The organism is Streptomyces sp. NPDC001393, assembly GCF_053597455.1.
In genome coordinates, this window is the sequence record NZ_JBSFIH010000048.1 from 31,304 (window position 1) to 58,012 (window position 26,709).

Annotated in this window: 20 protein-coding genes, 3 pseudogenes and 2 CRISPR repeat arrays (1 of these 25 running past the window's edge); of the genes and pseudogenes, 14 read left to right on the forward strand and 9 right to left on the reverse strand. The window is 69.2% G+C overall.

Annotation, left to right across the window (positions count from 1 at the left end):
- Positions 1 to 277: a CRISPR direct-repeat array (repeat unit 28 nt; unit sequence GTCGTCCCCGCGCCCGCGGGGGTAGCTC) (it extends 1,519 nt beyond the left edge of the window).
- Between the two features lie 109 nt (positions 278 to 386).
- Together ACWC2T_RS35200 and istA (ACWC2T_RS35205) are read right to left on the reverse strand one after the other, a co-directional pair.
- A pseudogene (locus ACWC2T_RS35200) lies at positions 387 to 917 on the reverse strand (ATP-binding protein); the annotation flags it as partial.
- Positions 917 to 2,173, reverse strand: a complete 1,257-nt coding sequence (gene istA, locus ACWC2T_RS35205; protein ID WP_450674402.1) for an IS21 family transposase — start codon at positions 2,171 to 2,173, stop codon at positions 917 to 919. The gene istA (ACWC2T_RS35205) and the pseudogene ACWC2T_RS35200, both read right to left, overlap by 1 nt.
- Positions 2,174 to 2,326: 153 nt before the next feature.
- Positions 2,327 to 3,146: a CRISPR direct-repeat array (repeat unit 28 nt; unit sequence GTCGTCCCCGCGCCCGCGGGGGTAGCTC).
- A gap of 68 nt (positions 3,147 to 3,214) precedes the next feature.
- Here istA (ACWC2T_RS35205) and ACWC2T_RS35210 point away from each other — a divergent pair.
- The 5 genes and pseudogenes from ACWC2T_RS35210 to ACWC2T_RS35230 all read left to right on the forward strand — a co-directional run bounded on the left by ACWC2T_RS35210 (position 3,215) and on the right by ACWC2T_RS35230 (position 6,184).
- A complete protein-coding gene (locus ACWC2T_RS35210) occupies positions 3,215 to 3,619 on the forward strand; it encodes a hypothetical protein (RefSeq protein ID WP_450674403.1) in 405 nt (134 codons plus the stop codon).
- A complete protein-coding gene (locus tag ACWC2T_RS35215; protein ID WP_351621273.1) occupies positions 3,616 to 3,996 on the forward strand; it encodes an SCO4402 family protein in 381 nt (126 codons plus the stop codon). Before ACWC2T_RS35210 ends, ACWC2T_RS35215 begins: the two co-directional genes overlap by 4 nt.
- A gap of 580 nt (positions 3,997 to 4,576) precedes the next feature.
- Positions 4,577 to 4,726: pseudogene (locus tag ACWC2T_RS35220) on the forward strand (alpha/beta hydrolase); the annotation flags it as partial.
- 88 nt (positions 4,727 to 4,814) lie between these two features.
- On the forward strand, positions 4,815 to 5,366 hold the full coding sequence (locus tag ACWC2T_RS35225; RefSeq protein WP_450674404.1) for a hypothetical protein: 552 nt from the start codon (positions 4,815 to 4,817) through the stop codon (positions 5,364 to 5,366).
- 146 nt (positions 5,367 to 5,512) lie between these two features.
- Positions 5,513 to 6,184 carry a hypothetical protein gene (locus ACWC2T_RS35230; RefSeq protein ID WP_450674405.1) on the forward strand — a complete coding sequence of 224 codons (672 nt, stop codon included), beginning with the start codon at positions 5,513 to 5,515 and terminating at the stop codon, positions 6,182 to 6,184.
- 469 nt (positions 6,185 to 6,653) lie between these two features.
- On the opposite strand, the gene ACWC2T_RS35235 is transcribed toward ACWC2T_RS35230, so the two are convergent.
- The gene (locus ACWC2T_RS35235; protein WP_450674406.1) at positions 6,654 to 7,760 is read right to left on the reverse strand and encodes a sensor histidine kinase; all 1,107 of its coding nucleotides are present in this window, start codon (positions 7,758 to 7,760) and stop codon (positions 6,654 to 6,656) included.
- Between the two features lie 15 nt (positions 7,761 to 7,775).
- Here ACWC2T_RS35235 and ACWC2T_RS35240 point away from each other — a divergent pair.
- From ACWC2T_RS35240 to ACWC2T_RS35250, 3 genes and pseudogenes are all read left to right on the forward strand, one after another.
- Positions 7,776 to 8,069, forward strand: a pseudogene (locus tag ACWC2T_RS35240) (YihY/virulence factor BrkB family protein); the annotation flags it as partial.
- Between the two features lie 295 nt (positions 8,070 to 8,364).
- On the forward strand, positions 8,365 to 8,595 hold the full coding sequence (locus tag ACWC2T_RS35245; RefSeq protein WP_450674407.1) for a hypothetical protein: 231 nt from the start codon (positions 8,365 to 8,367) through the stop codon (positions 8,593 to 8,595).
- Positions 8,585 to 8,842 (forward strand): hypothetical protein, encoded by a 258-nt coding sequence (locus ACWC2T_RS35250; protein ID WP_450674408.1) that lies wholly within the window; start codon positions 8,585 to 8,587, stop codon positions 8,840 to 8,842. Before ACWC2T_RS35245 ends, ACWC2T_RS35250 begins: the two co-directional genes overlap by 11 nt.
- Before the next feature lie 593 nt (positions 8,843 to 9,435).
- Here the strand turns inward: ACWC2T_RS35250 and istA (ACWC2T_RS35255) are convergent.
- Positions 9,436 to 10,401: an IS21 family transposase gene (gene istA, locus ACWC2T_RS35255; protein ID WP_450674409.1), complete on the reverse strand. Its 966-nt coding sequence runs from the start codon at positions 10,399 to 10,401 to the stop codon at positions 9,436 to 9,438.
- A gap of 281 nt (positions 10,402 to 10,682) precedes the next feature.
- On the opposite strand from istA (ACWC2T_RS35255), the gene ACWC2T_RS35260 reads away from it, so the two are divergent.
- Both ACWC2T_RS35260 and ACWC2T_RS35265 read left to right on the forward strand, forming a co-directional pair.
- Entirely contained in the window at positions 10,683 to 11,267 is a 585-nt protein-coding gene (locus tag ACWC2T_RS35260) for an ArsR/SmtB family transcription factor (RefSeq protein WP_450674410.1), read from the forward strand.
- A gap of 14 nt (positions 11,268 to 11,281) precedes the next feature.
- A complete protein-coding gene (locus ACWC2T_RS35265) occupies positions 11,282 to 11,470 on the forward strand; it encodes a hypothetical protein (RefSeq protein WP_450674411.1) in 189 nt (62 codons plus the stop codon).
- A gap of 886 nt (positions 11,471 to 12,356) precedes the next feature.
- On the opposite strand, the gene ACWC2T_RS35270 is transcribed toward ACWC2T_RS35265, so the two are convergent.
- From ACWC2T_RS35270 to ACWC2T_RS35280, 3 genes are all read right to left on the reverse strand, one after another.
- Positions 12,357 to 12,581: a hypothetical protein gene (locus ACWC2T_RS35270; protein WP_450674412.1), complete on the reverse strand. Its 225-nt coding sequence runs from the start codon at positions 12,579 to 12,581 to the stop codon at positions 12,357 to 12,359.
- 111 nt (positions 12,582 to 12,692) lie between these two features.
- Positions 12,693 to 13,157 (reverse strand): hypothetical protein, encoded by a 465-nt coding sequence (locus tag ACWC2T_RS35275; RefSeq protein ID WP_450674413.1) that lies wholly within the window; start codon positions 13,155 to 13,157, stop codon positions 12,693 to 12,695.
- Positions 13,158 to 13,244: 87 nt separating this feature from the next.
- Positions 13,245 to 13,772: a DUF5753 domain-containing protein gene (locus tag ACWC2T_RS35280; protein ID WP_450674414.1), complete on the reverse strand. Its 528-nt coding sequence runs from the start codon at positions 13,770 to 13,772 to the stop codon at positions 13,245 to 13,247.
- Between the two features lie 214 nt (positions 13,773 to 13,986).
- On the opposite strand from ACWC2T_RS35280, the gene ACWC2T_RS35285 reads away from it, so the two are divergent.
- The 4 genes from ACWC2T_RS35285 (at position 13,987) to ACWC2T_RS35300 (ending at position 18,839) form a co-directional block, all read left to right on the forward strand.
- Positions 13,987 to 14,571 (forward strand): DUF6417 family protein, encoded by a 585-nt coding sequence (locus tag ACWC2T_RS35285; protein ID WP_450674415.1) that lies wholly within the window; start codon positions 13,987 to 13,989, stop codon positions 14,569 to 14,571.
- 175 nt (positions 14,572 to 14,746) lie between these two features.
- The gene (gene mobF, locus ACWC2T_RS35290) at positions 14,747 to 16,711 is read left to right on the forward strand and encodes a MobF family relaxase (RefSeq protein WP_450674416.1); all 1,965 of its coding nucleotides are present in this window, start codon (positions 14,747 to 14,749) and stop codon (positions 16,709 to 16,711) included.
- A 467-nt stretch (positions 16,712 to 17,178) separates the two neighbouring features.
- On the forward strand, positions 17,179 to 18,198 hold the full coding sequence (locus tag ACWC2T_RS35295) for a NucA/NucB deoxyribonuclease domain-containing protein (RefSeq protein WP_450674417.1): 1,020 nt from the start codon (positions 17,179 to 17,181) through the stop codon (positions 18,196 to 18,198).
- 86 nt (positions 18,199 to 18,284) lie between these two features.
- Positions 18,285 to 18,839 carry a hypothetical protein gene (locus ACWC2T_RS35300; RefSeq protein WP_450674418.1) on the forward strand — a complete coding sequence of 185 codons (555 nt, stop codon included), beginning with the start codon at positions 18,285 to 18,287 and terminating at the stop codon, positions 18,837 to 18,839.
- Between the two features lie 109 nt (positions 18,840 to 18,948).
- On the opposite strand, the gene ACWC2T_RS35305 is transcribed toward ACWC2T_RS35300, so the two are convergent.
- Both ACWC2T_RS35305 and ACWC2T_RS35310 read right to left on the reverse strand, forming a co-directional pair.
- Entirely contained in the window at positions 18,949 to 21,777 is a 2,829-nt protein-coding gene (locus ACWC2T_RS35305) for a hypothetical protein (protein WP_450674419.1), read from the reverse strand.
- 75 nt (positions 21,778 to 21,852) lie between these two features.
- Positions 21,853 to 26,622 (reverse strand): LamG-like jellyroll fold domain-containing protein, encoded by a 4,770-nt coding sequence (locus tag ACWC2T_RS35310; protein ID WP_450674420.1) that lies wholly within the window; start codon positions 26,620 to 26,622, stop codon positions 21,853 to 21,855.
- Positions 26,623 to 26,709 lie beyond the last annotated feature (87 nt).

The following is a 26,709-nucleotide window of genomic DNA, read 5'->3' on the forward strand; positions in this document are numbered from 1 at the left end:
GCCCTGTCGTCCCCGCGCCCGCGGGGGTAGCTCGGAGGTCTTCCGACTGCTCGGAACTGACGTCGAGTCGTCCCCGCGCCCGCGGGGGTAGCTCTACCAGAAGCGCGGCGACCTCAACGACCGCGGCGTCGTCCCCGCGCCCGCGGGGGTAGCTCCACCTGGATCACGGACACCGTGGCGGCCGTGGAGTCGTCCCCGCGCCCGCGGGGGTAGCTCCACCCGTGCGCCCGTGGCGGGTTCGGGCGCGCCGTCGTCCCCGCGCCCGCGGGGGTAGCTCTCGGGCGTCGCCGTCGTGTCGTTCGCCGGGATGGTCGTCCCCGCGCCCGCTCGTCCACCACGATCAAGGGATAGCGGCCCAGCCGGGTGAGCTCGGCGGCGAGGTTTCCGGCCTGGTGGGCGGCGGCGAGCCGGTCGACCCACTCCGCGGCGGTGGCGAAGGCGACGCGGTGGCCGGCCTGGCAGGCCCGGATTCCCAGGCCGATGGCCAGGTGGGTCTTGCCCGTGCCCGGTGGGCCTAGGAAGACGACGTTCTCCTTGCCCGCGATGAAGTCCAATGTTCCCAGGTGGGAGAGCTGTTCGCGCGTCAGGCCGCGCAAGTAGGCGACCTCGAGTTCTTCGAGCGTCTTGATCGCGGGGAAGCGGGCGGCGCGTACTCGTGCTTCACCGCCGTGCGATTCGCGGGCGGCGACCTCGCGCTGGAGGCAGGCGACGAGGTATTCCGGGTGGGTCCAGGACTCCTTGCGGGCCCGCTCGGCCAGGCGGTCGGCGGCCTCCAGCAGGGCCGGGGCCTTCAGGGCCCGGGCGAGGAAGGCCAGCTCGGAAGTGGTCTGCTGACCAGTGCGACGTCCAGCGACCGGCTTGTCGACGGGCTGGGCCAGCACGGACTCGCCGTCGACGGTGGCAGAAGGTCGGGGCATCAGATCGCCTCCTTGTCGCCGCCGCCGTCGATGACGGTGAACAGCCGGTCATAGGTGCCCAGCTCCCGCTGTTCGACCTCGACCAGCGGGCCGCCGCCGGTGCCGACGGCCTGAATGTGACCCGTCGGGCGATGCCGTGCCTGGTGGCGCATCATCGCTCCGGCCTCGGCGTGCTCGGGATCGGTGATGGTCTGGTGGCGGGCCCAGCAGCGGACGTGCTGGGCGACGATCTCGCCGCCCGTGGTCAGGACGATGACCTGGTCGTTGTCGGTCAGCACGGTGACGTGGTGGCCGATGGCAGCGGGGTCGACGGAGTAGTCGCAGGTGTCGACGCGGACGTAGTGGTCCCGGCCCAGGCGGGTGGAAAACCGCCACCAGGTCGGCGGGTCGACCGCCGGCAGGGTGAGCATCCCGGCCCGGTCCGCCTCCCAGCGGTCGACCGGGCGGGCGCCCAGGGTCCGGTGAACACGCCGGTTGGCGGCCTTCAGCCAGGCATCGAGCTGGGTGTTGAAGTCGTCCGGGCCGCTGAAGTGACGGCCGGGCAGGAAGGAGGTCTCCAGATAGCCGTTGGCCCTCTCCACCAGCCCTTTCGCTTCAGGATCCCGCGGCCGACACAAGTAGATCTTGGTGGCGAGCAGGCCCGCGAACGCGGCGAACTCAGATGTGACCCGTCCGCGGCCGACGCCGGCCTCGTTGTCCCAGACCAGAGTCTTGGGGACGGCGCCCCACTGCGACAGCAGCCGCCAGTGCCCGTCGATCAGGTCGCCGGTCCTCCTGGAGGGCAGCATCCTCGCGGCGATCACCCGCGAATACCCCGACACCATCACCAGCACCGGCGGCCGGCCGGTCTGCCCATAGCCCAACGGAATCTGGACGTCCGGGAACCACAGGTCGCACTGGGCCAGCTCACCAGGCCGATAGGTCGTCCGGGACACCGGATCGACCGGGAGATATGCGGGCCGAAGATCACGGATGCGGTCCTTGAGGATCGTCATGCCCCGGTCCCAGCCGATCCGCTCGGCGATCACCGTCGCGGGCATCGTCGGCGTCTCCCGCAGCAGTTCCCGGATCTGCACCTCGACCGCGTCCACCACCGACCCCTTCGCCGGCCGCTCGTACTTCGGCGGCCGGTCGTTGGCCAGGGCCCGTTTCACCGTGTTCTTCGAGATGCCCAGCTGCCGAGCAATCGCCCGGATCGGCATCTGCTCTGCCCGGTGCAGTCGACGGATTTCTGCCCAGTCTTCCACGAGGATCACCCTTCCTCCTGACCTTGATCGCCAAGGCCAGAGTCAGACGAAGATCACCAAGTGGGTCACTTTTGATACGCCGTCAGAGGGTCAGGGTTCGGCCGTCGTCGAGACCCGCGGGGGTAGCTCGCACGGACGGGCCGTCGGCTTCTACCACTTCCTGTCGTCCCCGCGCCCGCGGGGGTAGCTCGCCAACGGAATCGAGAGGCTCCCAGCCATGAAGGTCGTCCCCGCGCCCGCGGGGGTAGCTCCTTACTCCAGCGTTCTTGCTGCCGTTCGAGGACGTCGTCCCCGCGCCCGCGGGGGTAGCTCGTCCTATGTGTCGGGCGGATTTCTTTTGGGAGGGTCGTCCCCGCGCCCGCGGGGGTAGCTCGCCAACCGCGCCGCCCTGGAAGGGCAGCAGGCGTCGTCCCCGCGCCCGCGGGGGTAGCTCCCTGCCGACCAGCGTCACGATGACGCCGTTTTGGTCGTCCCCGCGCCCGCGGGGGTAGCTCTGCGGATGGCACCACTCCCACCACTCATGGTGGGTCGTCCCCGCGCCCGCGGGGGTAGCTCCTGCCCTTGCCCGCACCGGATCCTCCAGAGCCGGTCGTCCCCGCGCCCGCGGGGGTAGCTCGTCTGCGCACGTAGCGCAGTCCTTCGAAGGCTTGTCGTCCCCGCGCCCGCGGGGGTAGCTCGCCACACACGCCGTACGCCAGCTCACCGAGCGGGTCGTCCCCGCGCCCGCGGGGGTAGCTCCTCCGAGGAGTTCCAGCACCTCGAAGTGACCGAGTCGTCCCCGCGCCCGCGGGGGTAGCTCGTACGGCACGGTGCAGCGGTCGCTACCGATAGGGTCGTCCCCGCGCCCGCGGGGGTAGCTCGACGTCGTCTCCGAGGTCGCGCAGGAGCTTGGCGTCGTCCCCGCGCCCGCGGGGGTAGCTCGGCGGGGGAGATGGCCGCCGCCCTCGCCGAGCGGTCGTCCCCGCGCCCGCGGGGGTAGCTCCTCTCCGACCGGCTCCACGGCTTCTGTGTCGGCGTCGTCCCACCCTCGGCAAGTGCGCCTTCGCCACCATGGTCGTCATCCCCGGCGTCGGCGAACTCAAGGCCGCCAAGAAGGTCGAAGAGGGCGTCGAGGGCGTCGCCGAGGCCAGCCGGGTCAGCAAGACCGTCGACGGCTGGCTCCCCCAGGACGCCGTGGACAAGGTGCCGGACTCCCTCAAGCCGTTCATGAAGGGGAACAAGAAGGGCGTCGGTTACCGCTGGAACGACGGCAAGGGGAACGGCGTCCGTATCGACCAGGGAAACCCCAACAACTCCCAGGTGTTCCAGCAGGTCGACCACGTCGTCATCAACTCGGGCGGTAAGATCATCGGCCGCGATGGAAAGCCCATAGTCGGCTCGATCAAGGATCACGCCGAGGAGGCCCACATCCCCTTGGAGGAATGGCTCCGCTGGAAGGAATGGGACAAGCCGTGAACCAGACACCGCAGGTGCGACTGCCCCAGATGCGTGAGCAGATCATCTCCGCGGTCGATGCGCTGTCCGACCCCGACCACCAGCGACGCGTTTGGATCGAGCGCCAATACCCGCATCCGGGCTACTTCGACGACCTCACGCTGAACATCCACATCCTCTACGACGACACCGCCGTACTGGACGACCCTTCCGCGGCGATCGGCACCACACTCCGCGACGTCTCGGAGGCCCAGGCGATGCGACGCCTCGCCGACCGCCTCGACGAGATCCTCGACGCCCTGGAGCCCGAGGCGGACGACGCCGCCTACCTCGGACATCCACTGTGGCCAGGCGTCGTCGAAGCCGCAGCGCAGGCCCACGCGGCCCTCACCCGGTGACCCGCTGAGGACCCCGACAGCCTGGGCGCCTCGAGGCTGACCACACCACATCCCGCCACTCCCCGCCGTCCCGACCGCACACGCGGCCGGGACGGCGGGGAGCGGCTGCACGAGTCCATCCAGGACGTCGCTCTCGTGGGCAAGCATGATCCGGGCGGGGAAGGGCCGCACGACCGCGACGGAGTCGCCGAACTCCCTTACGGCGGCACGGCACAGGCCCTCCGCCATGTTGACCAACCCGCCGCCGGGTATCAGGACTGGCGATGACCACATGCCCGCCGTCCTTCGTCGGCCAGGCCCGCCCGTACATGCATGCGGCGACGGTTCGCGTTGGGGAAGTGCCAGGCATGCTCGTCACGCACGGGGTGCAGCCGCGCGGGGGCAGGCAGAGTGAGTTCCGACACCATCGAATCCTTCCGAGAAGGTGTACAGCGGAACGCCGGCCCGCTCCCCGCTGGCCCGAGGGTCCCGAGCCACCTTGCCGTACATGCCTGACTTCCCTCAGATAACCAGTCAGGCACGTGCTGGATTCTCCTACATGCCCTACGTGCCTTACGAGTTCTTCGAACCCGAGATAACTCCCGATCCGCACTTCGTCAGCAGGGCCGGGATGCTGCGTGATCGCTTCCCCATCGGCCGGCTGCCCGCGTGGCTCAGCGAGCGGGACCTCGACGTCTACGCCGGGGAGTTCGAACGGACCGGCGTGACCGGAGCACTCAACCAGCCCCGACGGCGCGCCGGGGGGAGGCGGTTGGCCCTGGCGTCGAGTGGCAGCTCTGGACGTTGGTATGTCAGTGGCGCCGGTTACGTTGCTGGGCATGACAAGTTGGATCAACTGCGGCGTCATGCCATGGCTGGAAGAAGACTGGTGTGGGGACGACGAAAGCGTCCTGGTCTACTTCAAGGGGACCGGCCTGGCCGCCATGGCCGATGGCCTGTCCGCGCACGACCGGCCGCCGTTCGCCTACGGCGACGACACGGCACTCGGTGACTGGGGCGTGATCGTTCACCACATGTTCAACCCGTCTCGCGGCGACTTCGACGAGATCGACTACCGTGAGCTGTGCCCTCAGGGCGCTGAACTGATGGTGTTCGTTCCCAACCCGTCCATTGCCCAGGCCCACCGGCCCAAGGCGTACCACTACAAGGACGGCCAGATGTCGTCCTGCATCGACTACGAAGGCCCCGACTACGTCGGAGACTACTGGCCCAACAAGATGGCCTCTCTCATCACGGCGGCCGGACTGGACCACGAGAACGAGACCTACGAGGAGCAGCTGACCCAGCTGATCTGTGACCACCTGGGGCTGCCCGAACTGGATCGTGACACCATCACGGTGGACCGCGACCTGGTGGCCTCCTACTTCTAACGACTCTTGCTGCGCGACGTGCGCCGGTCAGGCGGAGGTGTGGGGTGCCCCGGGCTCCGCGCACCCGTGCGCCTGGGGGCGGGCGGTAGGAGGGCGTCTGGGTGGGGGAGCATGTGCGCAGTTGTCGCTCATTCTGAGGGGTCGTGATGGGTTCAATCCGCCGCGCCGTGCCGCCGGTGCTGCTCTCCTGTCTGCTGCTGACGGGCTGTTCATCCGGTTCGCACTCCGGGTCGGACACCTCGGGGAAGGGCGGAGCGTCGGCGGCGGAGCCGTCCGGGACTGCCCTGCCGGCGGGAGCAGCGAAGATCCCGGTGGGTGCGGGGCCGCAGTCGACGTACACGGTGCAGCAGCAGCCGCCCGCAGGCAGCTGTCACTACCGGTACGAGAAGGGCGAGCCCCTCGAAGACCGGTCGTGCACGCCGGGTGCGATCTCACCGGCGGTGACGCAGGCGAACCTGGCGTCGACGATCTGCCGCAAGGGCGGCTACACCAAGGGCATTCGCCCGCCGGCCTCCGTCACTGGCAAGGAGAAAAGGCTCAACGCCGCCTCCTACGGCTACACCGGCAGCATGGCGGATGCCGAGTATGACCACCTGATTTCCTTGCAGCTCGGGGGCGACCCGAACGATGCCCGCAACTTGTGGGTGGAACCCGCCGATCCGGGCCACAAGCCGGGTGGTGGCATCAACAACAAGAAGGATCCGGTGGAGACCAAGCTGCACACGGCCGTCTGCTCCGGGAAGGTCTCCCTCGCCGCCGCGCAGAACGCCATCGTCACCGACTGGACCACAGCCCTCAGCAGGCTCGGCATCAACTGACTGCCGCCCCTCTGCTTCAGGAACAGCAGCTCCGGCGGTCGGGGTGGCATCGCGGGCCCCAGCCCGGCTGCCGCAGGTGAAGTCGGTCTTGAGCCGGAGCTGGGGGCCCGACCGGCAGAAGGGCTCGGAGACCAGAGCTGAACACCGAGCGCGTCTGCCGTGCGAGCGTTTCCAGTGTGAGGCCGACCGGGAAGAGCTTCACCTGGTGCCGGCCTGATGGGCCGGGCTTGGCCTGCTCTCCGAGGGCGAAGCGAGGCCGGCTGCCGGCACTGCATGCCCGCAGCCGGCCCGCCGACCTTTGAAAGGGTTCTGTTCGCTCTCGCCCGCGCGCAGGGCGTCGACCCGGACACCGTCTGAATCATCACTTCCCTGCTTTGGGCCCGTACTGGAGCGCCTGTCCGGTCACGGCGGCGATGCACTCGAAGTCGCGGGGCGGACGCGGCGATCGCCGTGGACCCGGGCGTCCGCTTCAGGGCCCGGATGGCGACAGCGGGAGGCGGGCGACGAAGGCGGCGCCGTACGGGCGGGGTTCGATGCGGAGAGTGCCGTGGTGCTGATGGGCGATGTCGCGGGCGATGGCCAGTCCGAGGCCGGCTCCGCCGAGGTCCCGGCTGCGGGCGTCGTCCAGACGGGTGAAGCGCTCGAAGATCCGCTCACGGTCGGCATCGGGAATGCCGGGTCCGTCGTCGGTCACCTTCAGTACGGCCAGGCCGGCGTCCAGGTCGGTGTGCAGCGCCACTTCGATGCGGCGATCGGCATGCCGTTGGGCGTTGTCGAGGAGGTTGGTGAGGAGTCTGATCAGCCAGCCGCGGTTGCCCTCCACGGTGAGGCCGGGGTGAAGCCTGGTGTCGATGGGGAGTCGGTCACCGTGACGCGCGGCAACGATCATACGGCAGAGTTCGGCCAAGTCCAGCGGGATGCGGCTGACCGGCTCGGCCGCATCCAGACGGGCGAGGAGCAGCAGGTCGGAGGCGAGGTCCTGGAGCCGGACGATGTCCTCCAGAGCGTCGCTGACCAGGTCGGGCCACAGGGCCGGATCCGGATGGGCGAGGGCGACCTCCAACTGGGTGCGCAGGACGGTGATGGGGCTGCGCAGTTCGTGCGAGGCGTCGGCGATGAACCGGCGCTGGCGGACGACGGCGTCCTCCAGGCGATCGAGGGTGGCGTTCATGGTGCGGGCGAGGCGGGCGACTTCGTCCTGGGCGGCCGGTACCGGGACGCGGCGGTGCAGGGCGTGTCCGGTGATCTCGGCGACCTCGGAGCGGATGACTTCCACCGGACGCAGGGCCCGGCCGGTCACCCACCAGGTGACCAGGGCGACCGTGGCCAGCAGCAGCGGTGTGCCGATGCCCAGCGCGGCCTTGGTGATCTCGTCGGCCGCGTCCGCGTCCCGCAGCGACGTGCCCGCGTACACGGTGACCGCGCCACCAGGGGTCTGGGCCGTGACGGCGACGATCCGCTGGCGGTGTCGTTCGCCGAATCGTTCGCCGGACCAGGTGGCGCGCAGCCTGCCCTCATGGGGGCGCAGGTCGGCGACGGCCGGGCGGCCGACGAGGTTCTGGCTGGCGGCCACCACGTGCCCACTGCTGCGGGCAGCTTCCTCGCCTTGGTGATCTGGATGATCGCCTCAGCCGGGTTCGCGTTCTACGTGGCGAACTTCGCCTCCTACAACAAGACCTACGGCACCATGGCCGGTGTCATCGTGTTCCTCGTCTGGCTGTGGATCACCAACCTGGCCATCCTGCTGGGCCTGGAGTTCGACGCCGAGACCGTACGTCAGAGGGCCATCGCGGGCGGCCTGCCGCCGGACACCGAGCCGTACACCCAGCCCCGTGACACACAGAAGTGGGACGAGGACGACCGGCGCCGCCTGGGTGAGGGCTGACCGGACGCGCGATGATGTTGGGCATGGGTCGATGGGTCACCCGCTTACGTCTCACCTGTCAGAGCTCGGCACACGGGCCGGACCCAGCAGACCCAGAAGCACAGCCTGAACCTGGGTCTTGGAGTCCTGGGCCGGGTCTTTCCCCCGGCAGCTACGTTCTGTACACGTAACTGGGTCCTGGGTCCTGGGTCCAGCGGGGCGGTCCGTGGCGCCGGATTTCGTTTGTACCGTCCCGGAGCGCCCCGCCCCGGCGCTATCGTGAGGACACACGCCAGCGACTGCCCAGGAGCCTCGGATGAGTCAGCAGCCGGCCCCCGCACCCGACCGTCAGCCCCTCGATGAGGACGCCGCCGCGTCGCTGCGTGCCTACGCGGCCGACCAGCGCGCGCGGGTCGACGTCCTGGCCTCGGTGCTGGAGGACATCGCTGAGCACGGTTACCCGGCCGCGGAGTCCGGCGTGCTGTGGGAGGAAGCCCGCGACGCCCACCTGGAGCGCCTCGCTGGCGAGCAGCCCCGTGTCGCCTGAGCGCGCACCGCGCCGGTCCCAGGTCGTCCTGGTGGAGCCCGCGCTGAGCCAGCTGGCGAAGCTGACGGCGGCCGAGACGCACCGCCTGGACCGCGCGATCGTCGCGATCAGCGTCAACCCCGAGCTGGGCACCCCGGTGCCCGACACCCTGCTGCGCGACTACGTGGACGATGTCGACGGGGTCCGGGTGATCTACTTCGTGACCGCCCTTCGTCAGATCACGATCGTGGCGTACGTCGAAGCCTGAAGCACCGCAGTGCCCCGGCCCGGGACGGGCCCGGGGCACTGCGGTGTCTGCTGGCCGTGCGGGGGCGGTGGCGGCTGGTGCTGCATGGTGGTCGGCTGCGGGTGTTTGTTTCGTCCGGAGAGCGTTGACACTCCGACGCCGGCACCCAGGCGGCCCACGGGCCCGGGGCATACGGCAGATGGGGACTGCGCGGTTCACCTGTCAGGAGAACGGGCGCACGGTACGTCCTCGCCCATGTCCCTACGCCAGCAGGGTTCTTCCCCGCAGCCCTCACCCGCCGAACGCCGACCGGGCGGGCGACGGAGCGCGGGGTTTGACGCAATCGGGGGCGTTGCGCGTGGGGTCGGTAGCTCCTCAGCCCTGGCGGGCTTGCGGTGCCCCGCCAACGTGGTCGTCCGCCGCGGGCGGCCTGCGGTCCGTAGGGGTCTTTAAGACAGGAAGCGTTGCTGATACCGGGACAGGGTTGCTGTGACACACGCGCGCCTGCTCTGTCGACTGCTGGCATCGGCGTGGCTGACTTTCGGTGGTGCAGGTCCAACTGGGGCAGGGAGCGCTGCAGGTCCGGGTTGTGGTGTGCCACTGACGAAGATCGATTACGCCTGAGTCGTGGTCTTCTGCTTGAGGCGTTCGTAGGGGGTCTGGCCGCCGAGACCGCCGTGGGGGCGATGGTAGTTGTAGTAGTCCTCCCACTCGCGCAACTTGTCGTTGAAGACCTCGGCGTCGTCGATGACGACGCCGTCCAGGAGCCGGTAGAACTCCTCGGCGTCGATGCGGTGGGAGCGTTCGACCTTCCCGTTGTCCTTTGGCTTCGATGCCCTTGCCGGGTCCACCAACGCTCCGTAGTGGGTGGCGAGTTCGGCATACGCCTTGTTGATTTTGGGGTCGTAGAGGTCGGGCTTGTCGACGCCGGTCTTCAGGTTGTCCGGTACCAGTCGGCGCGGGACGCCGTCGAAGTAGCGGAAGGCCGCGACGTGTGCCTCGGTCCACGCGTGCTGGTCCAGGTGCAGGACCGGGCGGACGAACATGTGCCGTGAGCAGGGCAGCACCATCACGAATGCCCAGACGCGGTGCCGTTTGCCGGTGCGGGGGTTGGTCCACTGGCCCAGGAAGCCGTAGTCGATCTGGGCTTCTTCGCCCGGCTCGATCTCGTCGCGCAGGACGGTGACCTGCGAGCGGCTCACCTCGTCGGGCAGCGTGGCGTGCACCCAGCGGCGGAAGGAGGAGATCGACACCTTCAGTTTGTGCTCGTCCCGCAGCCGCTGGTGGATCGTGGAGACCGTCACCGTTCCGAGCAAGTCCTTGATGTAGTCGCGGTGTTGGTCGATGTCTGACCAGGTGACCTGCCGCAGTCTCCTGTCGACGAGGCCGGGGAACCACCCTTCGATCAGCCCGGCCCAGTCGGCCTCGGTCATCGGCGGGCCGCCCGGGGTGATCCCGGACGCCTCCGCTGGCGCCAGGTACTTCCTGACTGTCTTGCGGTCCACTCCCAGCGACGCGGCCAGCGCGCTCTTCGAGCGGCCCGCGTACCAGTGGACGTAGATCTCGGTGATGTCGACCACGACGAACGTTCTCCTTGCCATCCGGGCTGCCCATCGGCGTTCGGGACCCACCGGGTGAAGGTCATCCGCAGCTCCGCGATGACCAGGTCCCTCGATCCCGAACTCCGCCGTACCCATGGCCAATCAGGAGGATTCAGAATAGAGATCGCATATCTATCAAACCGCCCCATCTGCTGAAACCCTGGTGTCTGTGACGCCGTCCCGTGAGGTGCGGCCGCCCCAAAGCATTCGATGCAAAGATGTCATTGCAAGCATTGCTTTGCATCGCTACCTTTGTAGACATGAACGAGCCCCAGGACTCGCACGTCCGCAATCTCGATGCCCGATCCCTGCGCGGGCTCGCACACCCACTGCGCATGCAGTTGCTGGACGCCCTGCGCTTCGGTGGCCCGGCCACCGCGTCTCAACTCGCTGAAAAACTGGGCGAGTCAAGCGGTGCGACCAGCTACCACCTGCGGCAGCTCGCCATTCACGGCTTCATTGAGGACGCCCCCGAGCGCGGCAAGGGTCGGGAGCGGTGGTGGAAGGCGGTCCACAAGGGCCTGCGCTTCGATGACGCACTGCTCACGGACGCCAGCCCGGACGTGCGCGGGGCCGCCGACATGTACCTCCACGAGATCGCCACCACCCAGACCCGGGACCTGTCGACCTGGCTCGGCAACCGCCAGACATGGCCAGAGGAATGGAACCGCACCTGGGACATGAGCAGCGCGACACTACGGCTGACGCCTGAACTGACCCAGGAACTCGTCGAGAAGATGCACGCGCTCGTCGACGCCTACCGCGACCGGGCCGCCGACGAAGACGACGCCAACACCGCCCAGGTACGCATCCACACACACGCGTTCCCCCTCACCACGGAGTGAAAGGCCAAAGCCCAATGCACCCCGAGACCCACCTTGCCCTGCACCATGCCCGCGCCGCCGAACTCCGCGCCGAAGCCGACGCATACCGTCTCGCCGCAGCGGCCCGGCACCCCCGGGACCTCCGCACCCGTCTCGGCTGGGCCCTCGTGGAAGTCGGCCTGCGGCTGGCCGCCGCCCCCAAGGCAGCAGCCGCCATTCCTTAGCGCCGTTCGCGACCGCCGCCCCCATGGGGAAACATGACCGCGAGGATGGGGAATTAGCTGACGCCGAACCCACCTGAGGTGGGGAATTGCATGACCGTCGACAGCCGTGGTGTGCAGCGGGTTGCAACACAGATGGGTGGCAGTCGTCGTCGCGGTGATCCTGGTTGTGGTCGTCGGCTTGCAGCAGGGTGGTGTCACGGGTGCAGCGCAGTATTAGGGGCACGCCTTCCCACAGTCACGGGACTGACGGGACTGAGAAGTCAACATGCTCCGGGACCGGCCAGCGCGCTCCTTCGGTCCACTTGCGGCCCTTCGCGATCTCGCCTATGCCGCAGATCAGCACAACCGTGCAGCACGTCCACCACAAGCGGCGTCTGGACCGCATGCCGGCCTTGAGGCCTCTGTAGCTCTCGTCGACGTTCTGCTCGTAGGTGGTAGTGACGTTCATGAGCCCTCCCCAGTTGATCACTCGGCAGCGCATCATCTCAGCCAGGGGGACTGACCGATACTCGCACCCTCTAATCGCATGGGGGATGCGGTTCGACGGCTGTGACCAGGGGATTTCAGGCGGTGCTGCACGCGTGTGGGACACCAGGGAGCCGTGCAGCGGCCGTCCCCGACGGGGGGCGGGGACGGCCGCGTTTCCAGCGGAAGACCCAGCTCCCGATTCGCCGTCGGGGAGCCCACTGGAGTCTTGCCCGCTCCCGGCACGTCGGCGTGCGTCGGGAGCGGGAGCATCAGCGGCGCGTCGGCGTCGTTTGCTGGGGAGCACGCCGGCATCGGTAGGCGTGCACGACGACGGAGGAGCCAGCGCCACTCGCGCCGTGGTCCTGAATCTCCTCGGTCTCCTCGTCGGGGCGGATCGGCTCGGTGCAGCGTGCGCAGTTCATCGGCGGAGCTCCAGGGCGAGGGCGTGCAGGGCCTGGCGGGTCTCGCAGAGGGTGGCGTCGTCCGTGCACTGCTCGCACTGGCCGGGGTGGTCGTTGCGCGCGGCCAGGACGGCGCGCCTCGTGCAGGGCCGGCAGGCTCGCGGGAACCAGTGCCCGCCATCGGTCTCGCGCTCGCCGAGGTCAATGGCCGTCGCGGTGGACAGCGGTTCGCCGCCCCACACGCACTCGGCGCCGCGCGCTCTGGCGTCGGGCAGGATTTCCAGCGGGGGGCAACAGGATGAGCGGCAGGAGATCGGCGGGGATGTCGACCAGGGCTCTGGTCTCGGCGGTCGTCATGCGCGGGCCTCCGCTTCGGTGCGGTAGCCGCCGGGGCCGAACGCTGCGGCGATGAGCGCGGGGTCGTTCAGGTGGCCCGTCCCGTCAGGGCGCCAGAGCCAGAACCTGCCGTCCAGCTGCCAGCCGGTGGGCGGGCAGGACAGCGACCAGCCTGCGGGGTGCACGACCAGGCGGTGGACGTCGGCCAGTTCCTCGGCGGCGTCCGGTGCGACCAGCCAGTACATCTTGTTCGCGTCGGGGTCGGCGAGGACGGGGCCGTGCGGCGAGTCGCGGAGTCGGGAGGCGGCCGGCCATCCCTGGGTGAGGCTGGACTCGGCGACGAGCCAGTGAGCGCCGGACGGGATGGGGGCAAGGCGTTCCTCGTCCCAAGCTGCGCGGACGAGGGCGGGGTGTTCGCTGCACTCGGCGAGCCACGAATCCTCGGCCTCGTACAGTGCGGCGAAACGCATCGGATGGGCCATGACCAGCACGTTAGGGACGACCGAGAACCAGCGGAGGGCCTGATTCGCGAATATTCGCCTAGCCGCGGGCGTGATTCGCCGGGACGATCAGGCGAGATCGGCGGCCTGGGCGCGGGCCCGTGCGAGCAGCCGGCGAGCCTGCGTGCCGTACACGGCCGATGCGGCGAGCGTGTCCCACACGCGGCGGTACAGGGCGACGGTATCGGCGTCGTCCAGCCAGAGTTCGGCGTGCCAGTCCTCGACGATGGCGAGGCGGTCGTCATACAGCCAGAACGCATTGGCCGGCGGGATGGACAGCTGGGCGCCGAAGGGCACGATGCCTAGCTGCACGGTGTCCAGGCCGATGACGGATGTCAGCCGGTCCATCTGCCCGGCGAGGACGTCGCGGGGCGCCACAGCGGCGTACAGGGCTGCTTCCCACAGCAGGATGCGGAAGACCCGGCCGGGTTGGTACAGCAGCGCCTGGCGGGCGATGCGGGCCCGCACGGCGTCCTCGATGTCGCGGGGCGACTGCTGGAGTTCGGCGTAGTGGGCGAAGACGTGGCGGGCGTAGTCGGGGGGTCTGGAGCATGCCGACGTGCTGCTCCTCTTCGCCGTGGCGAACAGGAGCACCATTCGCTGAAGTCCTGAGCAGCTGTTCGGACGTGCCTGTCACCGTGACTCGGGCCCGCTGATCTCCGGCCCGCACCCTGGCCCCTCCGCCCCGCGCCGACGCCGGGGCCGCGACGTCAACGCGGGCGATCTTTCCCGGATTCGTCCCGAACCTGCCGGACGGGCTCCTACTGTCGACTCGTCAGCGTCCAGTCAGTCGGAGCCGGGGGAGCGCGGTATGCCCAGCAGGAAGACCGTCCTCGAGGCGCTGCTGGCTTTGCGCGACCACGAGGAGGTGGCCGAGCACGGCTGGGTGCTGCTGGGCATGCTGCGTCCCGACCATCACAAGGCGGTGGAGAGTGCCGCGGGGCAGGGTCTGGTCGAGCTGGCCGACCGTGAGACGCGCGCGGAGTTGTCCGTGTATGAGGGCGGGCCCGTTGTGTGGGCGGCCCGGCTGACGGGGCACGGCCGGGATGCGCTGGTGTACACCGAGGACGCCCCCGACCGCCGGCCCGGCGGGCCGGCCCACGGCGAGCGACTGGTCGAGCTGCGCCGCTCGGAGATGGACGCACTGCGCCTGTACGTATACCTCGGTGCCCGGCTCTGTCTACCGCCGGCCGACGGCCTGGAGGAGAAGGTGCGCACCGCGCGTCAGCTCGGCAACCGGTGGGTTCTGTACCTGAACAAGGAGCAGATCGAGTCGGTGGCCTACGCCTTCTACCTGCGCTCGGTGGGCGGCTCCGGCGCCGAGGCCAACCGGTTCGCCAGGGAGTACGGCGTCGCCTTCCGCACGGACCGGGCAACAGCAAACGAGCGGCTGTAGTGGTCTGGTCGTCGGCGCGGGTCGGGACCGGAGAGCGATGACACTGGCTCGCCGGCCGGAGTCGCTTCCCGTCTGGCGGGCACCTATGAAAAAAGTTCGGCTGCTGCTCCCGCCTGGCGGGACGTACTGCTGATCGGCCTTTTCTTGCAGGTCAGGGTCGTGTGGCGTGGTCTCCATGACAGTGGATATCAGGGTCGTTCGGGCCGGTCAGATGTACCGCTACTACCTGCGAGAGACCGTGGTCGGCGACGGCCGCCGCCCGGCCCGTACGCCGCTGCGCGAGGCTCAGGAGGAGGCCGGTGTCCCGGCCGGGCGATGGATGGGCCGCGGCCTGGCCGTGCTCGGACTGACGTCGGGTGAGGAGGTCACCGAGGCACAGCTGCGGAACCTGTTCGGCGAGCGGGGCCGGCATCCGTACGCGGACCGGATCGAGGCCGACCGGCTCGCCAAGGGCGAGTCCCAGAAGAAGGCGTTCAAGGCCGGCGCTCTGGGACGCCAGGTGACTGTCACGGGTGTCGACTTCGTGTTCCGGCCGCAGCCGACGATCTATCTGTTGTGGGCGCTGGGGGATGAGGAGACCGGGCGGGTGATCGAGGCGGCGCACGAGCGGGCGATCGAGCGGGTGCTGGAGTGGATCGAGGACGAGGTGGCGGTGATCCGGTATGGCAAGGACGGTGTCTACCGGGTGCGGCCGCCCGGCGGTCTGGTCGCCGCCCGCTTCCGCCACTATGAGGCACGTTCCGGGCGACCCTTGCTCCATGACCATCTGCTTGTGTCCGTGAAGGGGCAGCGCCTGGACGGGAAGTGGGGCTCGATCCACACCATGGCCCTGCACGAGAACACCGTCGCCGTCTCCGCGCTCTACAACGAGATCGTGGCCGCTGAGGTCTGCGAGGCGCTGGGGCTGGCGACCGAGCCGCGCACCGTCACCCCGGGGCGCCGGCCGGTGATGGAGATTGCCGGGGTGCCGCGAGAGCTGATCCGTTGGACCTCCCGGCGCAGCGACCGGATCGCCGCCTGCCTGGCCGGGCTGGAGCATGAGTACGTCACCGCCGTCGACGACGACGGCGAGCCGAAGTTCCTGCCCGTGGTCTCCGAGCGGGCCCGCGCCAAGCTGAACCAGATCGCTGCCCGCAAGACCCGCCCCGCCAAGAGGAAGACCCGGCCCCTCATGCGGCTGCGTGAGGAGTGGAAGGAGAGCGCGATCCGCACCTCCGGGGTGGCCGCCGACATCATCAACTCCCTCCTCGAGTACGCCCGTGCCGCGGCTGCGGCGATCCGGGCCCGGGTCGCCGCCGTGGTCGACGTCGCGCTGGCGGCCGTCGACGTCACCGCGACGGTGTTCGTGATGAACGACGGCGGCCGCTTCCACCGCCGACATCTGCTCGCCGAAGCCCGCCGTCACCTCGCCCTCGTCCTGCGCGGCTGCCGCCGCGACCCTGGCCTGGACGACAGAATCGTGGCCGCTGCCATCTCCACTCACTGCCTGGACATCAGCGAGCCGAAGACCGTGCGCGGCCTGGAGTCCGGCTACCGCCTCTACACAGCACGGTGGGCGCTGACCGACCTCCCCGCCCGGCGCCGCCCACCAACCCCCGCGCCCGCCCCGGACCGGCAACCCCCGGCCGATACCGGCGCGCCGGCTGCACCCAGAGTCCCGGACCAGACAGCGGGGGAGTGGGAGATACCCCGCCTCCCGTTGCAGTACGAGCGGGCTGTCCTCGCCGGCGCCGTGGTCCGCGAGAAGCTGCGCACCACCATCGAAGCCGACGTGCGGGGCCGGGCGTACGACGTCGTCGCGCACCAGCAGGCGGCGATGCCCGAGCAGCTGCTCGCACCCTCGGGCGTCGGCCCGGAGCACGGCGACCAGGAGCCGGAGGCCGATCCCCGGGAGGCGATCGACCTGACGGCGCTGCGGGCCTTGAGGAAGTCCCGCACCGACGTGGAGGCCCTCGATCTCACAGACGAGAAGCTGCGCCACCTCCAGGACGCGTTCACCAAGGCGGCCGACGCTTCCCGCGCCCGTGCGGACCGCTACGCCGAGCGGGTCGATGCCGACGCTGCGCACCCGGTGCGTCAGAACGATCAGCAGGCGCAGCACCCGCAGCAGCCGCACCGCGGACGAGAAGCCGGCCGCTGACTGCACCCGATGCTGCGGTGCGCTCCGGCGATGCCCGGCATCCACTCCAAGGAGGGAGTGGGAGTTGAGACAACTTCCGCTTGGCGTGTGCGTGGCGTGTGCGGCTCCGATGGTTGCAGGGCCGTGTGCCTGCTCGGTTGTCGTCTTCCGGAGCGCTGGTCGGATGCCTGGTGGCTGCGGTACACGCGGCGTGTCCACTGGCGCGAGTGGCACCGGCGCCCATGCCGCTCGCGGTGCTTGTAGGGCATTCACCTGCAGCGACTTCAGGCGGGGCAGTGTGGCCGAAACTCCGGACAGGAAATCCTGGACGGCCGTTACTGGGATGCCGTCCCTCACAGCGCCGTGCTTGGATGCCGCCAACGGGGCGAGAGCGCACGCCAGTTGCTGGCTGCGCCTCGCGCAGCGTTGGTCAGCACAGGGGGAATGTCTTGCGAAATCAGATCGCCAGAAGTCTCACCGTCTCTGCTGTGGCGGCCGGACTGCTTGTCCCGGCCGCCGGGTTCTCGCAGGCGGCCGTGGACCGGCCGGCCGGCTCGACAGTGATCCAGGCCGACATCGCGCCGGTGGCCGTGCAGACCGCCCCACCGGCCACTGCCGCGGGGGCAGTGGCGCCGGACGCGAATGCCACCTGCAGGGTCGACACGATCGTGATCAACCGGTTCAGCGAGTGCGAGTGGGCCACCGTCCGCGTCAAGGTCATCCGGGTCACCAACGGTGTACCGCGCCAGGTGGGCACGGCCACGTTCACCGTCCGTCACTCGATGACCCTGCACTCCACGTCGGCGAACTGGGGGGAGAAGTTCCAGCTCTCCAAGGCCCGTACCACCGGCGAGGGCGGGGGCATCACCGTCAACGTCACCGCCACGGCCGGGAACGCCACCACCGCGACGACACACTACGGGCCGCACCTGCTCGACACCGGCTCCAGCGGCAGCGTCACCTACACGACCGCGCCCATGCGCAAGGGCCGCATCAACGGCAAGACCCAGACCAGGTACGTCTTCAGCTTCACCAAACCGGGTTACGTCCCCGGCTCGACCGGCTACAAGTCGGCGACCTGGCGGTGCGACAACTACTACGGCACCTCCGGCTGCGCCATGACCGACGCGCCCACGGCGGTGTCGATGGTCGGTATCCCGTGGATCGATGACGGGATCCGCAAGCTGCGCGCCAGCGGCGGCCACTACGGCGACCCGTACGGCGGCAAGCCCCTGCATTGGATGATCAACACCAGGCAGAAGAGCAAGAACCGGCAGGCGGTCTGCGGGGGCCGCACCGCGCCGCCGGACATGAAGCGGGCGGGGCGCACCTACTGCGACGAGTACCCGTTCGCCTCGACCTACGAGGGCGGCACGAAGCTGCCCGCCTCGCAGCGCGAGACGACGTGGGTGAGCCCGAACGAGAACAACACCCAGGGCGCCCGCATCACGAACTGGCGCCGGCCGATGCACGTCATGGACAACGACCCGTTCTACGTCGTCGCCTGACGGCCTGACACGCTGGGCCGAACGGCACGGCACCATGGGGCACCCCCGGCGCGCCGGGGGTGCCCCTCCGCGTGAGGAGACCACCAATGATCATTGCTGAGACCACATGGACGCCGGAGACCGGCGAGTACGGCTACCTCCTCGCGCTCGGCGAGGACTACGAATGGCCGCCCCAGTGGCCCTACGGCTGGCGGTGCGGGCCCATCGGCAGCGACACGGCGCACATCCTCACCGACACCGATACCGGCACCATCACCATCACCGTCCAGATCCACGACGCCCCGCCCCCACCCGAGACCGACCCTGCCTGGGGGCCAGCGGAAGAGATGAGCCTGCACGCCACCGAGGACACCCCCGTCATCTACATCCTCGGCAGCGGCGACTTCGACGAAGCCGAACCCGAAGACGGCCCCCTCCCACTGCCTACCGACCACGTGCCGGCATGGATCCGGATGCGCCTGTACTGCCACACCCCCAACCCCGAGCCCGGCGTCGGCGACCGCGGCGAACGCCACCTGATCCAACTCTGGGCCGCCCCCCAGCAGCCGCCCGTACACCCCCAGCTGACCGAATCCGACCTCACCCAGCGCCGCGCATACAAGGAGGACTTCGACCAGAGCGCCAGCGCCTGGCAGCAGTAGCACGCGCCGACCGGGACATGAATGCGCCCAAGGTGCGGGCCGTGTGTGGCGTTGGTCAGCGAGCATCAACGGAGTTCACTGCCCGGCCGGTGCTACCGGCCGGGCAACGTCACACTGTGGTCCTCAGGGCTTGGTCATCGTGCGGTTGTGTTGGTGCTGGTGGCCCACAGGGCGCCGCCCTTGCCGGGGCTCCGGTGTTCTTGTAGATGACGAGGTTGCCGTCGTTCTGCATGTACGCGTACGCGCCGGAGTGGCCGCTGGTGCTGGTGGCCCACAGAGCGCCGCCCTTGCCCGGCCCTCCTGTGCTCGTGTACACGACGAGGTTGCCGTCCGGCTGCATGACGGCGTACGCACCCGGGTGGCCGGAGGTGTGGGTGGACCAGAGGGCGGCGCCGTCGCGTCGGCGGTACATCACGAGGTTGCCGTCCGTCTGCATGACCAGGCGGGTGTAGGGGCCCTGGGTCCACCAGCCGGGCTTGAGGGTGGTGCCGGAGGCGACGTTCTGCGACCGGGCGTAGGTCCCGCTCGACCACAGCGCAGCGGTGCTCGCCTTGCCGTAGACGACGATGTTGCCGTCGTCCTGCACGGTGGCATACGCACCCGGGTTGCCGTATGTCTTGCTCGACCAGAGGGCGCCGCCCTTGCCGGCGCCACCGGTGCTCGTGTAGACGACGAGGTTGCCATCCGTCTGCATCACCGCGTACGCACCCGGGTTGCCGCCCGTGCCGGTCGACCAGACCACCTGGCCGGCGCCGCTGCCGGTCTTCAGGCGGGCCACGAGGTTGCCGTCGGTCTGCATGGTCAGCGTCATGGTGGAGCTGCTGAGCCTGTGCCCGGACTCCAGCCGTTGTCCGGGGTAGATGAAGGAGCCGACGGCGGGTGCCGGGGCGGAGGCGGGGATGTGCGGGTCGACGAGGTGGACGTTCTTGCCGCTGTCCAGGTAGGCGATGGAGCCTTGGTACTTGTCGACGGCCCAGGTCACCCGGCGGTCGTCGGTGACCCGTCCGGCGGCAAGGTCGGCCAGGCCGGTGGTGGCGGCGGTGTCGGTGTGCACGTCGGTCAGCGTCAGTTTCCCCGCGGTCGTGTCGTGCTCGACGACGAATCCGTCGCCGAGCTGGGCCAGATGGGCGGGCACGGTGACGTCCTTGCCGGTGGCCAGGTCGTGCACGCCGGCCGGGCCCGAGGGCCCGCAGGACCAGTACACCCAGTGCTGGGCGGCGGCCTGCAGCTCGCTGAGCACGCAGGAGGCGTCGGTCGCGACGGTCCGGACGGTGCGCTGGGTGGTGAGGTCGATCTGGGTCAGCGTTCCGGCGGCAGGACCGGGGACCCACACCGTGGAGCCCGACAGCGCGGCGGCGGAGATGGGGCGGGTGAACAGGACGTGGCTGGTGCCGCCTGCGCCGGGGTCCGTGTCGCCGATGTACTGCCTCTTCGTGGAGCCGCCGTTGTAGATCACGTAGTGGCCCTCGGCGTCCACGAGGGTGCCGCCGGTGGCGCCGGGCGTGACCAGATCCGCGGTGCCGTTGTGGTTCTGCAGAGTGACGGCGTCGCCCTGTGCGTTGGCGTTCGGCCACAGCTGGGAGATGTTGCCGTCGCCGGTGGCGATGGGCGGGTTGCAGGTGGCGGCGGAGTCGCAGTCGGTGGGTGCGAAGGGCTGGCCGAAGCCCTGCTCGGCACCATAGGAGGGTGGGGAACCAAGCTGCACGATCCGGTCGTAGACGTTGTCCGTACCACTTGGATCTCTTCGGACGGTGTAGAGCGTCCCGCCGCCGAGGGCCAGGCCGTCGAGGGGAGCGGGCACGCCGGGGTCGGAGTCCACGGCGGTGCCCGTCGGGGTGCCGTCCGCTCCGGCGGTGAACAGGTGGGCCGCCCAGTCGGTGTCGGACGAGCCGCCCACGGCGACGACTCCATCCGGTTCCTGCTTGATGCTGTTGGTGTGGTCCAGGACCGGGGTCACCGTGGTGGAGCCGGACAGCGGCATCGTGTAGAGCGGGTAGCCCAGTTTGTCGTCCGTGGTGGCCGCACCGGAGTGAGTCACCCCGTAGCTCATCACGAGGGAGTCGCCGATGATGCCCATCGAGCGCAAGATGCTGCTGTACCCGCTGCCGAGCGGCGCCGGCGGGACCTGGATGGTGGTCTCCGTTCCGGCGGGAGCGGAGCGGGACACGATGTGGACCTGCCCCGCCGATACGGTTCCGTCGGCCCCGGTCCACGTGTACCAGGCGAGGTACTTGCGGGACAGCACGACGTGGGCACGGGGGGCCAGCGGCCCCATGGTGGGTGTGACCGCACCGGTCGCCAGATCCACCAGCGCCAGCCGCTGCTCGGAGGTGCCGTTGCCGGTCTCGGTGTAGGAGATCACCACCGAGTCAGCGTCCCCGGCGAGCACCGGAGTCCGCAGTACGGCGCCCTCGGGCCATCCGGTGACCGGTGTGTCGGTCTGCTGCCCGTCCGCCGTGCCGAGCACGTGAAAGCCCGTGACGCTTCCGTCCGCGGCCTTGGTGACCGTCAGCACGCGCGAGCCGAAGGTTCCGACGTAACTTTGGCCGGCACCAGGTGTGATGGTGGTCGTCGTTCCGGAGTCCATGTCGTGCAGCTGGTAGCCGTCGCCGGACGGCGTGGCCACCACGTCGGAGCCCGCACCCGAGGTCGCGGGGACCCAGCCATTGCTCCCGATCTCCGGCAGCGGGACGTCCGGTCCGCCCGCGTACTTCGTCCACACGAAGGTGGACTGGGCTTCGGTCTGGTGCATGAAGCCACCGGTGCCCGCAAAGGCGATGGCGTCCTGGGGCGGGTCGTTGAGCAGCGCGGCCGGTATGACCGTCTCGGTGGAGGTGTCGGCCGAGGCCGTGGCTGCGGTCAGGGGCAGGGCCCCTGAAGTGAGGGCGCATGCCGCGGCGACCGCGATGCATCCGCTTCTCAGGGTGTGCTGGGCCACCCATTCCTCCTTGTGAGTGAGCCGGGCCGGGCCCGCGAGGGGCCCGGCCCGATGGTTGGTTGGTGTGGGGTGTCGTTACTGGTCGGTGTAGCGGCGTACGGGTGCGGCGAAGCCGCCGTCGCCGTTGCTGTCGGCGGTGAGGGTGAACACGGCCGGCGTCTGGGCGGCGTAGTTGTAGTAGAGGGCGAGGTCGGTTTTGCCGTCGCCGTTGAAGTCGCCGGCAGTCATGTACTGGGTGCTGGGACCCCAGTTGGTCTGTGACCACACGGCGCTGGGGGAGGAGACGGGGCTGCTGCCGTTCATGGTGAAGATGGCGACGTCCCAGTTGTTGTTGGCCGTGTAGTTGTAGAACAGCGCGATGTCGGCCTTGCCGTCGCCGTTGAAGTCGCCGGCAGTCATGTATTTGGTATTGGGGCCAAAGCTGGTGTCGTTCCAGATGCTCGCCGGTGCGGCCAGGGCGCCGCCGGTGCCGGCGGTCATGGTGAAGATCGCGTCGTGCTGGTTGTTGTTGTCGGTGTAGTTGTAGTACAGGGCGAGGTCGTCCTTGTGGTCGCCGTTGAAGTCACCGGCCGTGATCATCTTGGTGTTCGGGCCGAACGTGGGGTCGTCCCATCGCTTGACCGGTGCGGCCAGAGCGCCACTGCCGGAGGACGCGGCGGTGAGGGTGAAGACCGCGTCGTGCTGGTTGTCGCTGTAGGTGTAGTACAGGGCCAGGTCGCTCTTGTGGTCGCCGTCGAAGTCACCGGCCGCCACGTACTTGGTGTTGGAGCCGAACGCGGTGTCGTCCCACGCCTTGACCGGCGCTGCGAATCCGCCGCCTCCCGTCGCGGTGAGGGTGAAGATCGCGTCGTGCTGGCTGTTGTTGTCGCTGTAGTTGTAGTAGAGGGCGAGGTCGGTCTTGCCGTCGCCGTTGAAGTCGCCGGCGGCCATGTACTTGGTGTTGGGCCCGAAGGCCGGGTCGTCCCAGATCAGACGGACGGGCTGGAAGCCGCCGTCGCCGACCGAGCTGCCGTTTGAGTCGGCGAGCGCGACAGTGATGGCATCATGTCCGCCGCCGGCGTCGATGAGGTGGGCGACGTCGGCCTTGCCGTCACCGTTGAAGTCTCCGGTCACCTGGGCGATCACAGAGCCCGCGGGGACGTAGGAAACGTCGGCGAGGGAAGCGACCTGCGCGCCGGTGAGGGCCTGCTGGTAGGTGGTCACGTCAGCGACGCTGCCGGTGAAGGCGGTGCTGCCGTTGCCGATTGTGAAGGCGCCGGTGGCGTTCCACTTGCTGGTATGGGTGGCGGTGGCGGCCTGCTTGCCGTTGACGTACAGCGTCATGGTGCCGGCTGATGCGTCGTAGGTGGCGGTCAGCTGGGTCCAGGCACCGATCTGAGCAGTCAGCCCATTGGCTGTGGCCGTGTCCATGGTGGGGGAAGAGGTGTCGCTCTGCGGCATCTGGAACCGCCAGGTCTTGGACGCCGCGTCGGTGTAAAGGGCGAAGCCGGAGGTACTGGTGCCCTTCTGGCTGAGGACCGTGCCACCGAGGCTTTCCGGCTTGACCCACGCGGAAATCGTGAAGCTGCCATTGGTCGCGACGGCGGAACTGTTGGTCTTGAGTGTGCCGGTGCCGTCGAGGTGGGCGGCGGGGGAGAACAGGCCTCCGGTGGCCCAGGAGGCGCCGCCACTCCCGGTCGCGTTCAGGCTGCCGATCGCGTCCTTGGCGGTGGTGATAGCGCCGGTCTGGGCGTCGTTGAGCGGCCAGGCGTCGTGGGCGGCGGTGAGGGTGTCGACGTTCTGCGCGAGGTTGGCCGGCGCGGTGGTGGACAGGTTGGTGAAAAGGTTCGCGGTGGTGGTGGCACCGGCTCCGGTGGTCCACAGGTCGGGGGTGCCGTCGCCGTTGATGTCGCCGGCCTGCAGGGTGAGGGCCATACCGGTGTGGAAGCCGGTGGCGACCGGGTAATCGGTGTAGGTCAGCGTGCCGCTGTCGATGTCGGCGGCGAGGTTCTCCCACAGGTCCAGTCGGCCGGTGGACTTGTTCCACAGGAACATCGCCGTGCTGCTGCCACCGCCGCTGGAGGGCAGCTGCATGGTGGCCAGCGTCCAGTTGTTCCAGTCGGCTGTGCCATCAGGGCTATTGACGGTGAAGGGCCAGGCGACCCAGCTGCCGATGCCTTGATCAGCCTTGTAGACGTTCAGGGTGTAGCCGTGGGTCGGATCACCGGAGGTGCCGATCAGATCGGGATACGGGCTGCGGAAGCCGCCGCTGCTGCCCGAGGTCATACCGGCATTGGCGAGCTGGATGGGACTGTCGCTGTTGTAGTCCCAGAGGCCCACAGAGGGAACCTCATGCGTATTGTCGGCGGGACTGAGGGGCGAGCCGTCTCCGCTGCCGTTGACGAGCAGTCCCCCGCCAGCGTCGGCGACCTGGGTCGTGGTGCTGGGCGGGTAGTAGACCAGTACGTCCTGGAAGCCACTGTCCGTAAACTGCCCGGTAATGGCGATCGCATGGTCGAAGTCGGAGGACTGACCGTTCAGTCCGTCACCGTCGACGCCGATGTTGCCCGCAGCGCTGACGACGTGTCCGTTACCGGTGATCTTGCCCGGATCGGTCTTCCCTCCGGCCAGCCACAGGCCGGAGGGAAGGTTGTTCTGGCCGCCGACGGTCAGCAGGTCCGGGACGCCGTCACCGGTCAGGTCGCCGTCGGCCTGCGGACTCGCGGGGTTGCCGGAGTCGAAGGTGATGGCGTCGCTGTCACCGTAGTTGGAGCCGGCGGACAGGCTGGACACCGACAGCACGTTGATGTGCCGGTAGGGCGTGATGCTGATGGTGGCGTTGCCCGAGGAGTCGGCGGTGACGTTCGCCGGGTCGCCGCCGTTGACCTGGTACTCGTAGCTCGACGGTGTAGTGCCGGTGGCCGGCGGGGCGATGGTGACCGTGAACGGCTGCCCGATGGTCGTGCTCCCGGGCTGGGAGATCACCGGGGCGCCCGGTCGGGTGGGGTCGAAGGAGAAGTGGCAGGTGGTCGAGGTGCCGCCCCAGTACTTGAAGTCGCTCACCGCCACGTTCCAGTCGAACTCGGTGACCCTGCCTCCCGCTGCCCCCTCCAGGGTGGCCTTCGGGATCACATAGACGGCGGTCGACCCGGACTGACCGGTCAGGGAGTTGGAGTCGGACTGAGCGACGACGGTGCTGCTGCCGTGCGGAAAGAGCTGGAAGTGAGCGCCGAGCGTTCCGCCGTCGGGGTCGGACATGCCCGCGTACAGGGTCACGCTGCCGTCGCCGACGACGGTGTCGTCCTGGCACGACGTGGACGGTGACGTCGTCAGGTGGGTCGGGGTGTTCGGCTTGTGGTCGTACTTGGTGGACACGGTGATGGTGTTGGCGAACTCCTTCCACCCGTACGGATCGCTCTCGTCCCCGGCTCGCAGCCCGAGGGTGAGGTTGGTGTACTTGTTGTCGGCCGCCGACTGCATGAGCTGGCTCAGATCGAAGCCGACGTTGGCCGCGGGGCACGAGGAGCTCCAGCCGTGCGCGACAGTCTGGGGTTGGTCGATTTCGCTGATCAGGCTGGGCGGGTTGTCCCAGGTCGTGGACGAGGTGACGGGGCTAGTTTTCCACAGCTGCACCGGCGTGGCGGTGCAGGACGGGGACCACTCCTCGGTGAAGTCGATCTCGGAGGAGTCCACGGTGGAGCCGTAGATCTGGGAAGGCACGCCGATCTGCACGAAGGAGCGTGCGGTGAAGACGGGCGATTGCCAGTCCTGGTACCCGACGCGCAGCAGGTCGGAGGACTTCCAGTAACTGGAGTCGTGGTAGTAGGAGTTGGTCTGTGTCCAGGCCTGCCGGGGGCTGGAGGCGGACGGGGAGTTGAAGTCGGGGTCGATGTAGACCGGGTAGACCGTCCCGTGGCCCTTCAGCAGTGACCCGGAAGGCGTCAGAGCGATCCCCTTGCCCGTGAACTTGGCGGTGATACGGGCGTGGTGCGCACCTTTGCCGGGCCCGGTGGCTGAGGAGGTGATGGGCTGGCCGCTGGCGCGGTCGACGTCACGGCCGGTGATCGGGTCACGGACCACTGATGCGGCGGCTATGTGGGTGGAGGCGGAGTCCCACATCTGAGGGGCGGACGCGGTGAAGACCGCGTGTCCGCCGCGGTCGGCCGCGGTGATGTTCCCCGCGTGGTCCGCAGAGATGGTCACCCCATGGGTGCGCGTGGCCAGGGTGAGCTGCTGCAGTGCGGGGTTGGCCGCCGCTTGGGCGTTCTTGACGACCAGCACCTCGGAGAAGCCGCCCTGCGCGTCGGCGGTGACGGTCAGGTCGACCCCGCTGAGGACATTGCGGTAGGTGGCCGTGGCACCGGAGAGGGTGGGGGCCGGCAGGTGCATGGGCAGGGTGAGCTCAAGGCTGCGGCCGCGGCTGTTCATGACGGCCAGCGGCCCCGGGCCGCCGCCCGACAGGGTCAGATCACTGCTGGTGACGGAGGTGGCGATGCTGCCGTCGGCGTTCTTGTGCAGCGTCGCATCGAGGGTCTTCCAGGCGTGCCCCGACCACTTGCGGACCGGAGCGAGCGACTGCGTGAGGGTAAAGGTGCCGTTGGGGTGCGCCGTGAGCGTACTGCTGTCGGTCGTCGCGGCGGTCGCGACGGTGTCCTTGTGCGTCTTCCTCGCCCTGGCGGACGCTTCCTCGGCCGTCAGGCCAAAACCTGAAGCCCTTTTGTGGGCGGCCGTCGAAGCGGCAGGGTGCGCTGCCGCGGACGCCGGAAGCGCCGTGAGGGCGCTGAGGCCCGCGGCCAGTGCGAAGGCCAGAGCCGAGGAGGTGACGGAGCGCCATATGCCCAGTCTGTGAGGGGGAGGTGAGGACACGTCGGACCCTTCTGCTGTGGCCGGGCTGCTCCCGGGCCAGCGTCAAGGTAGATGACCAGTACCGGCCCACCTCGGGGTGTGTAGTCA

What these genes read in the sequence shown, in the direction of transcription:
- ACWC2T_RS35210 (WP_450674403.1), top strand. Translation starts at nt 3,215, where the DNA reads ATGGTCGTCATCCCCGGCGTCGGCGAACTCAAGGCCGCCAAGAAGGTC.
- ACWC2T_RS35225 (WP_450674404.1), top strand. Translation starts at nt 4,815, where the DNA reads ATGACAAGTTGGATCAACTGCGGCGTCATGCCATGGCTGGAAGAAGAC.
- ACWC2T_RS35230 (WP_450674405.1), top strand. Translation starts at nt 5,513, where the DNA reads ATGGGTTCAATCCGCCGCGCCGTGCCGCCGGTGCTGCTCTCCTGTCTG.
- ACWC2T_RS35245 (WP_450674407.1), top strand. Translation starts at nt 8,365, where the DNA reads ATGAGTCAGCAGCCGGCCCCCGCACCCGACCGTCAGCCCCTCGATGAG.
- ACWC2T_RS35260 (WP_450674410.1), top strand. Translation starts at nt 10,683, where the DNA reads ATGAACGAGCCCCAGGACTCGCACGTCCGCAATCTCGATGCCCGATCC.
- ACWC2T_RS35265 (WP_450674411.1), top strand. Translation starts at nt 11,282, where the DNA reads ATGCACCCCGAGACCCACCTTGCCCTGCACCATGCCCGCGCCGCCGAA.
- ACWC2T_RS35275 (WP_450674413.1), bottom strand. Translation starts at nt 13,157, where the DNA reads ATGGCCCATCCGATGCGTTTCGCCGCACTGTACGAGGCCGAGGATTCG.
- ACWC2T_RS35280 (WP_450674414.1), bottom strand. Translation starts at nt 13,772, where the DNA reads ATGGTGCTCCTGTTCGCCACGGCGAAGAGGAGCAGCACGTCGGCATGC.
- ACWC2T_RS35285 (WP_450674415.1), top strand. Translation starts at nt 13,987, where the DNA reads ATGCCCAGCAGGAAGACCGTCCTCGAGGCGCTGCTGGCTTTGCGCGAC.
- mobF (WP_450674416.1), top strand. Translation starts at nt 14,747, where the DNA reads ATGACAGTGGATATCAGGGTCGTTCGGGCCGGTCAGATGTACCGCTAC.
- ACWC2T_RS35300 (WP_450674418.1), top strand. Translation starts at nt 18,285, where the DNA reads ATGATCATTGCTGAGACCACATGGACGCCGGAGACCGGCGAGTACGGC.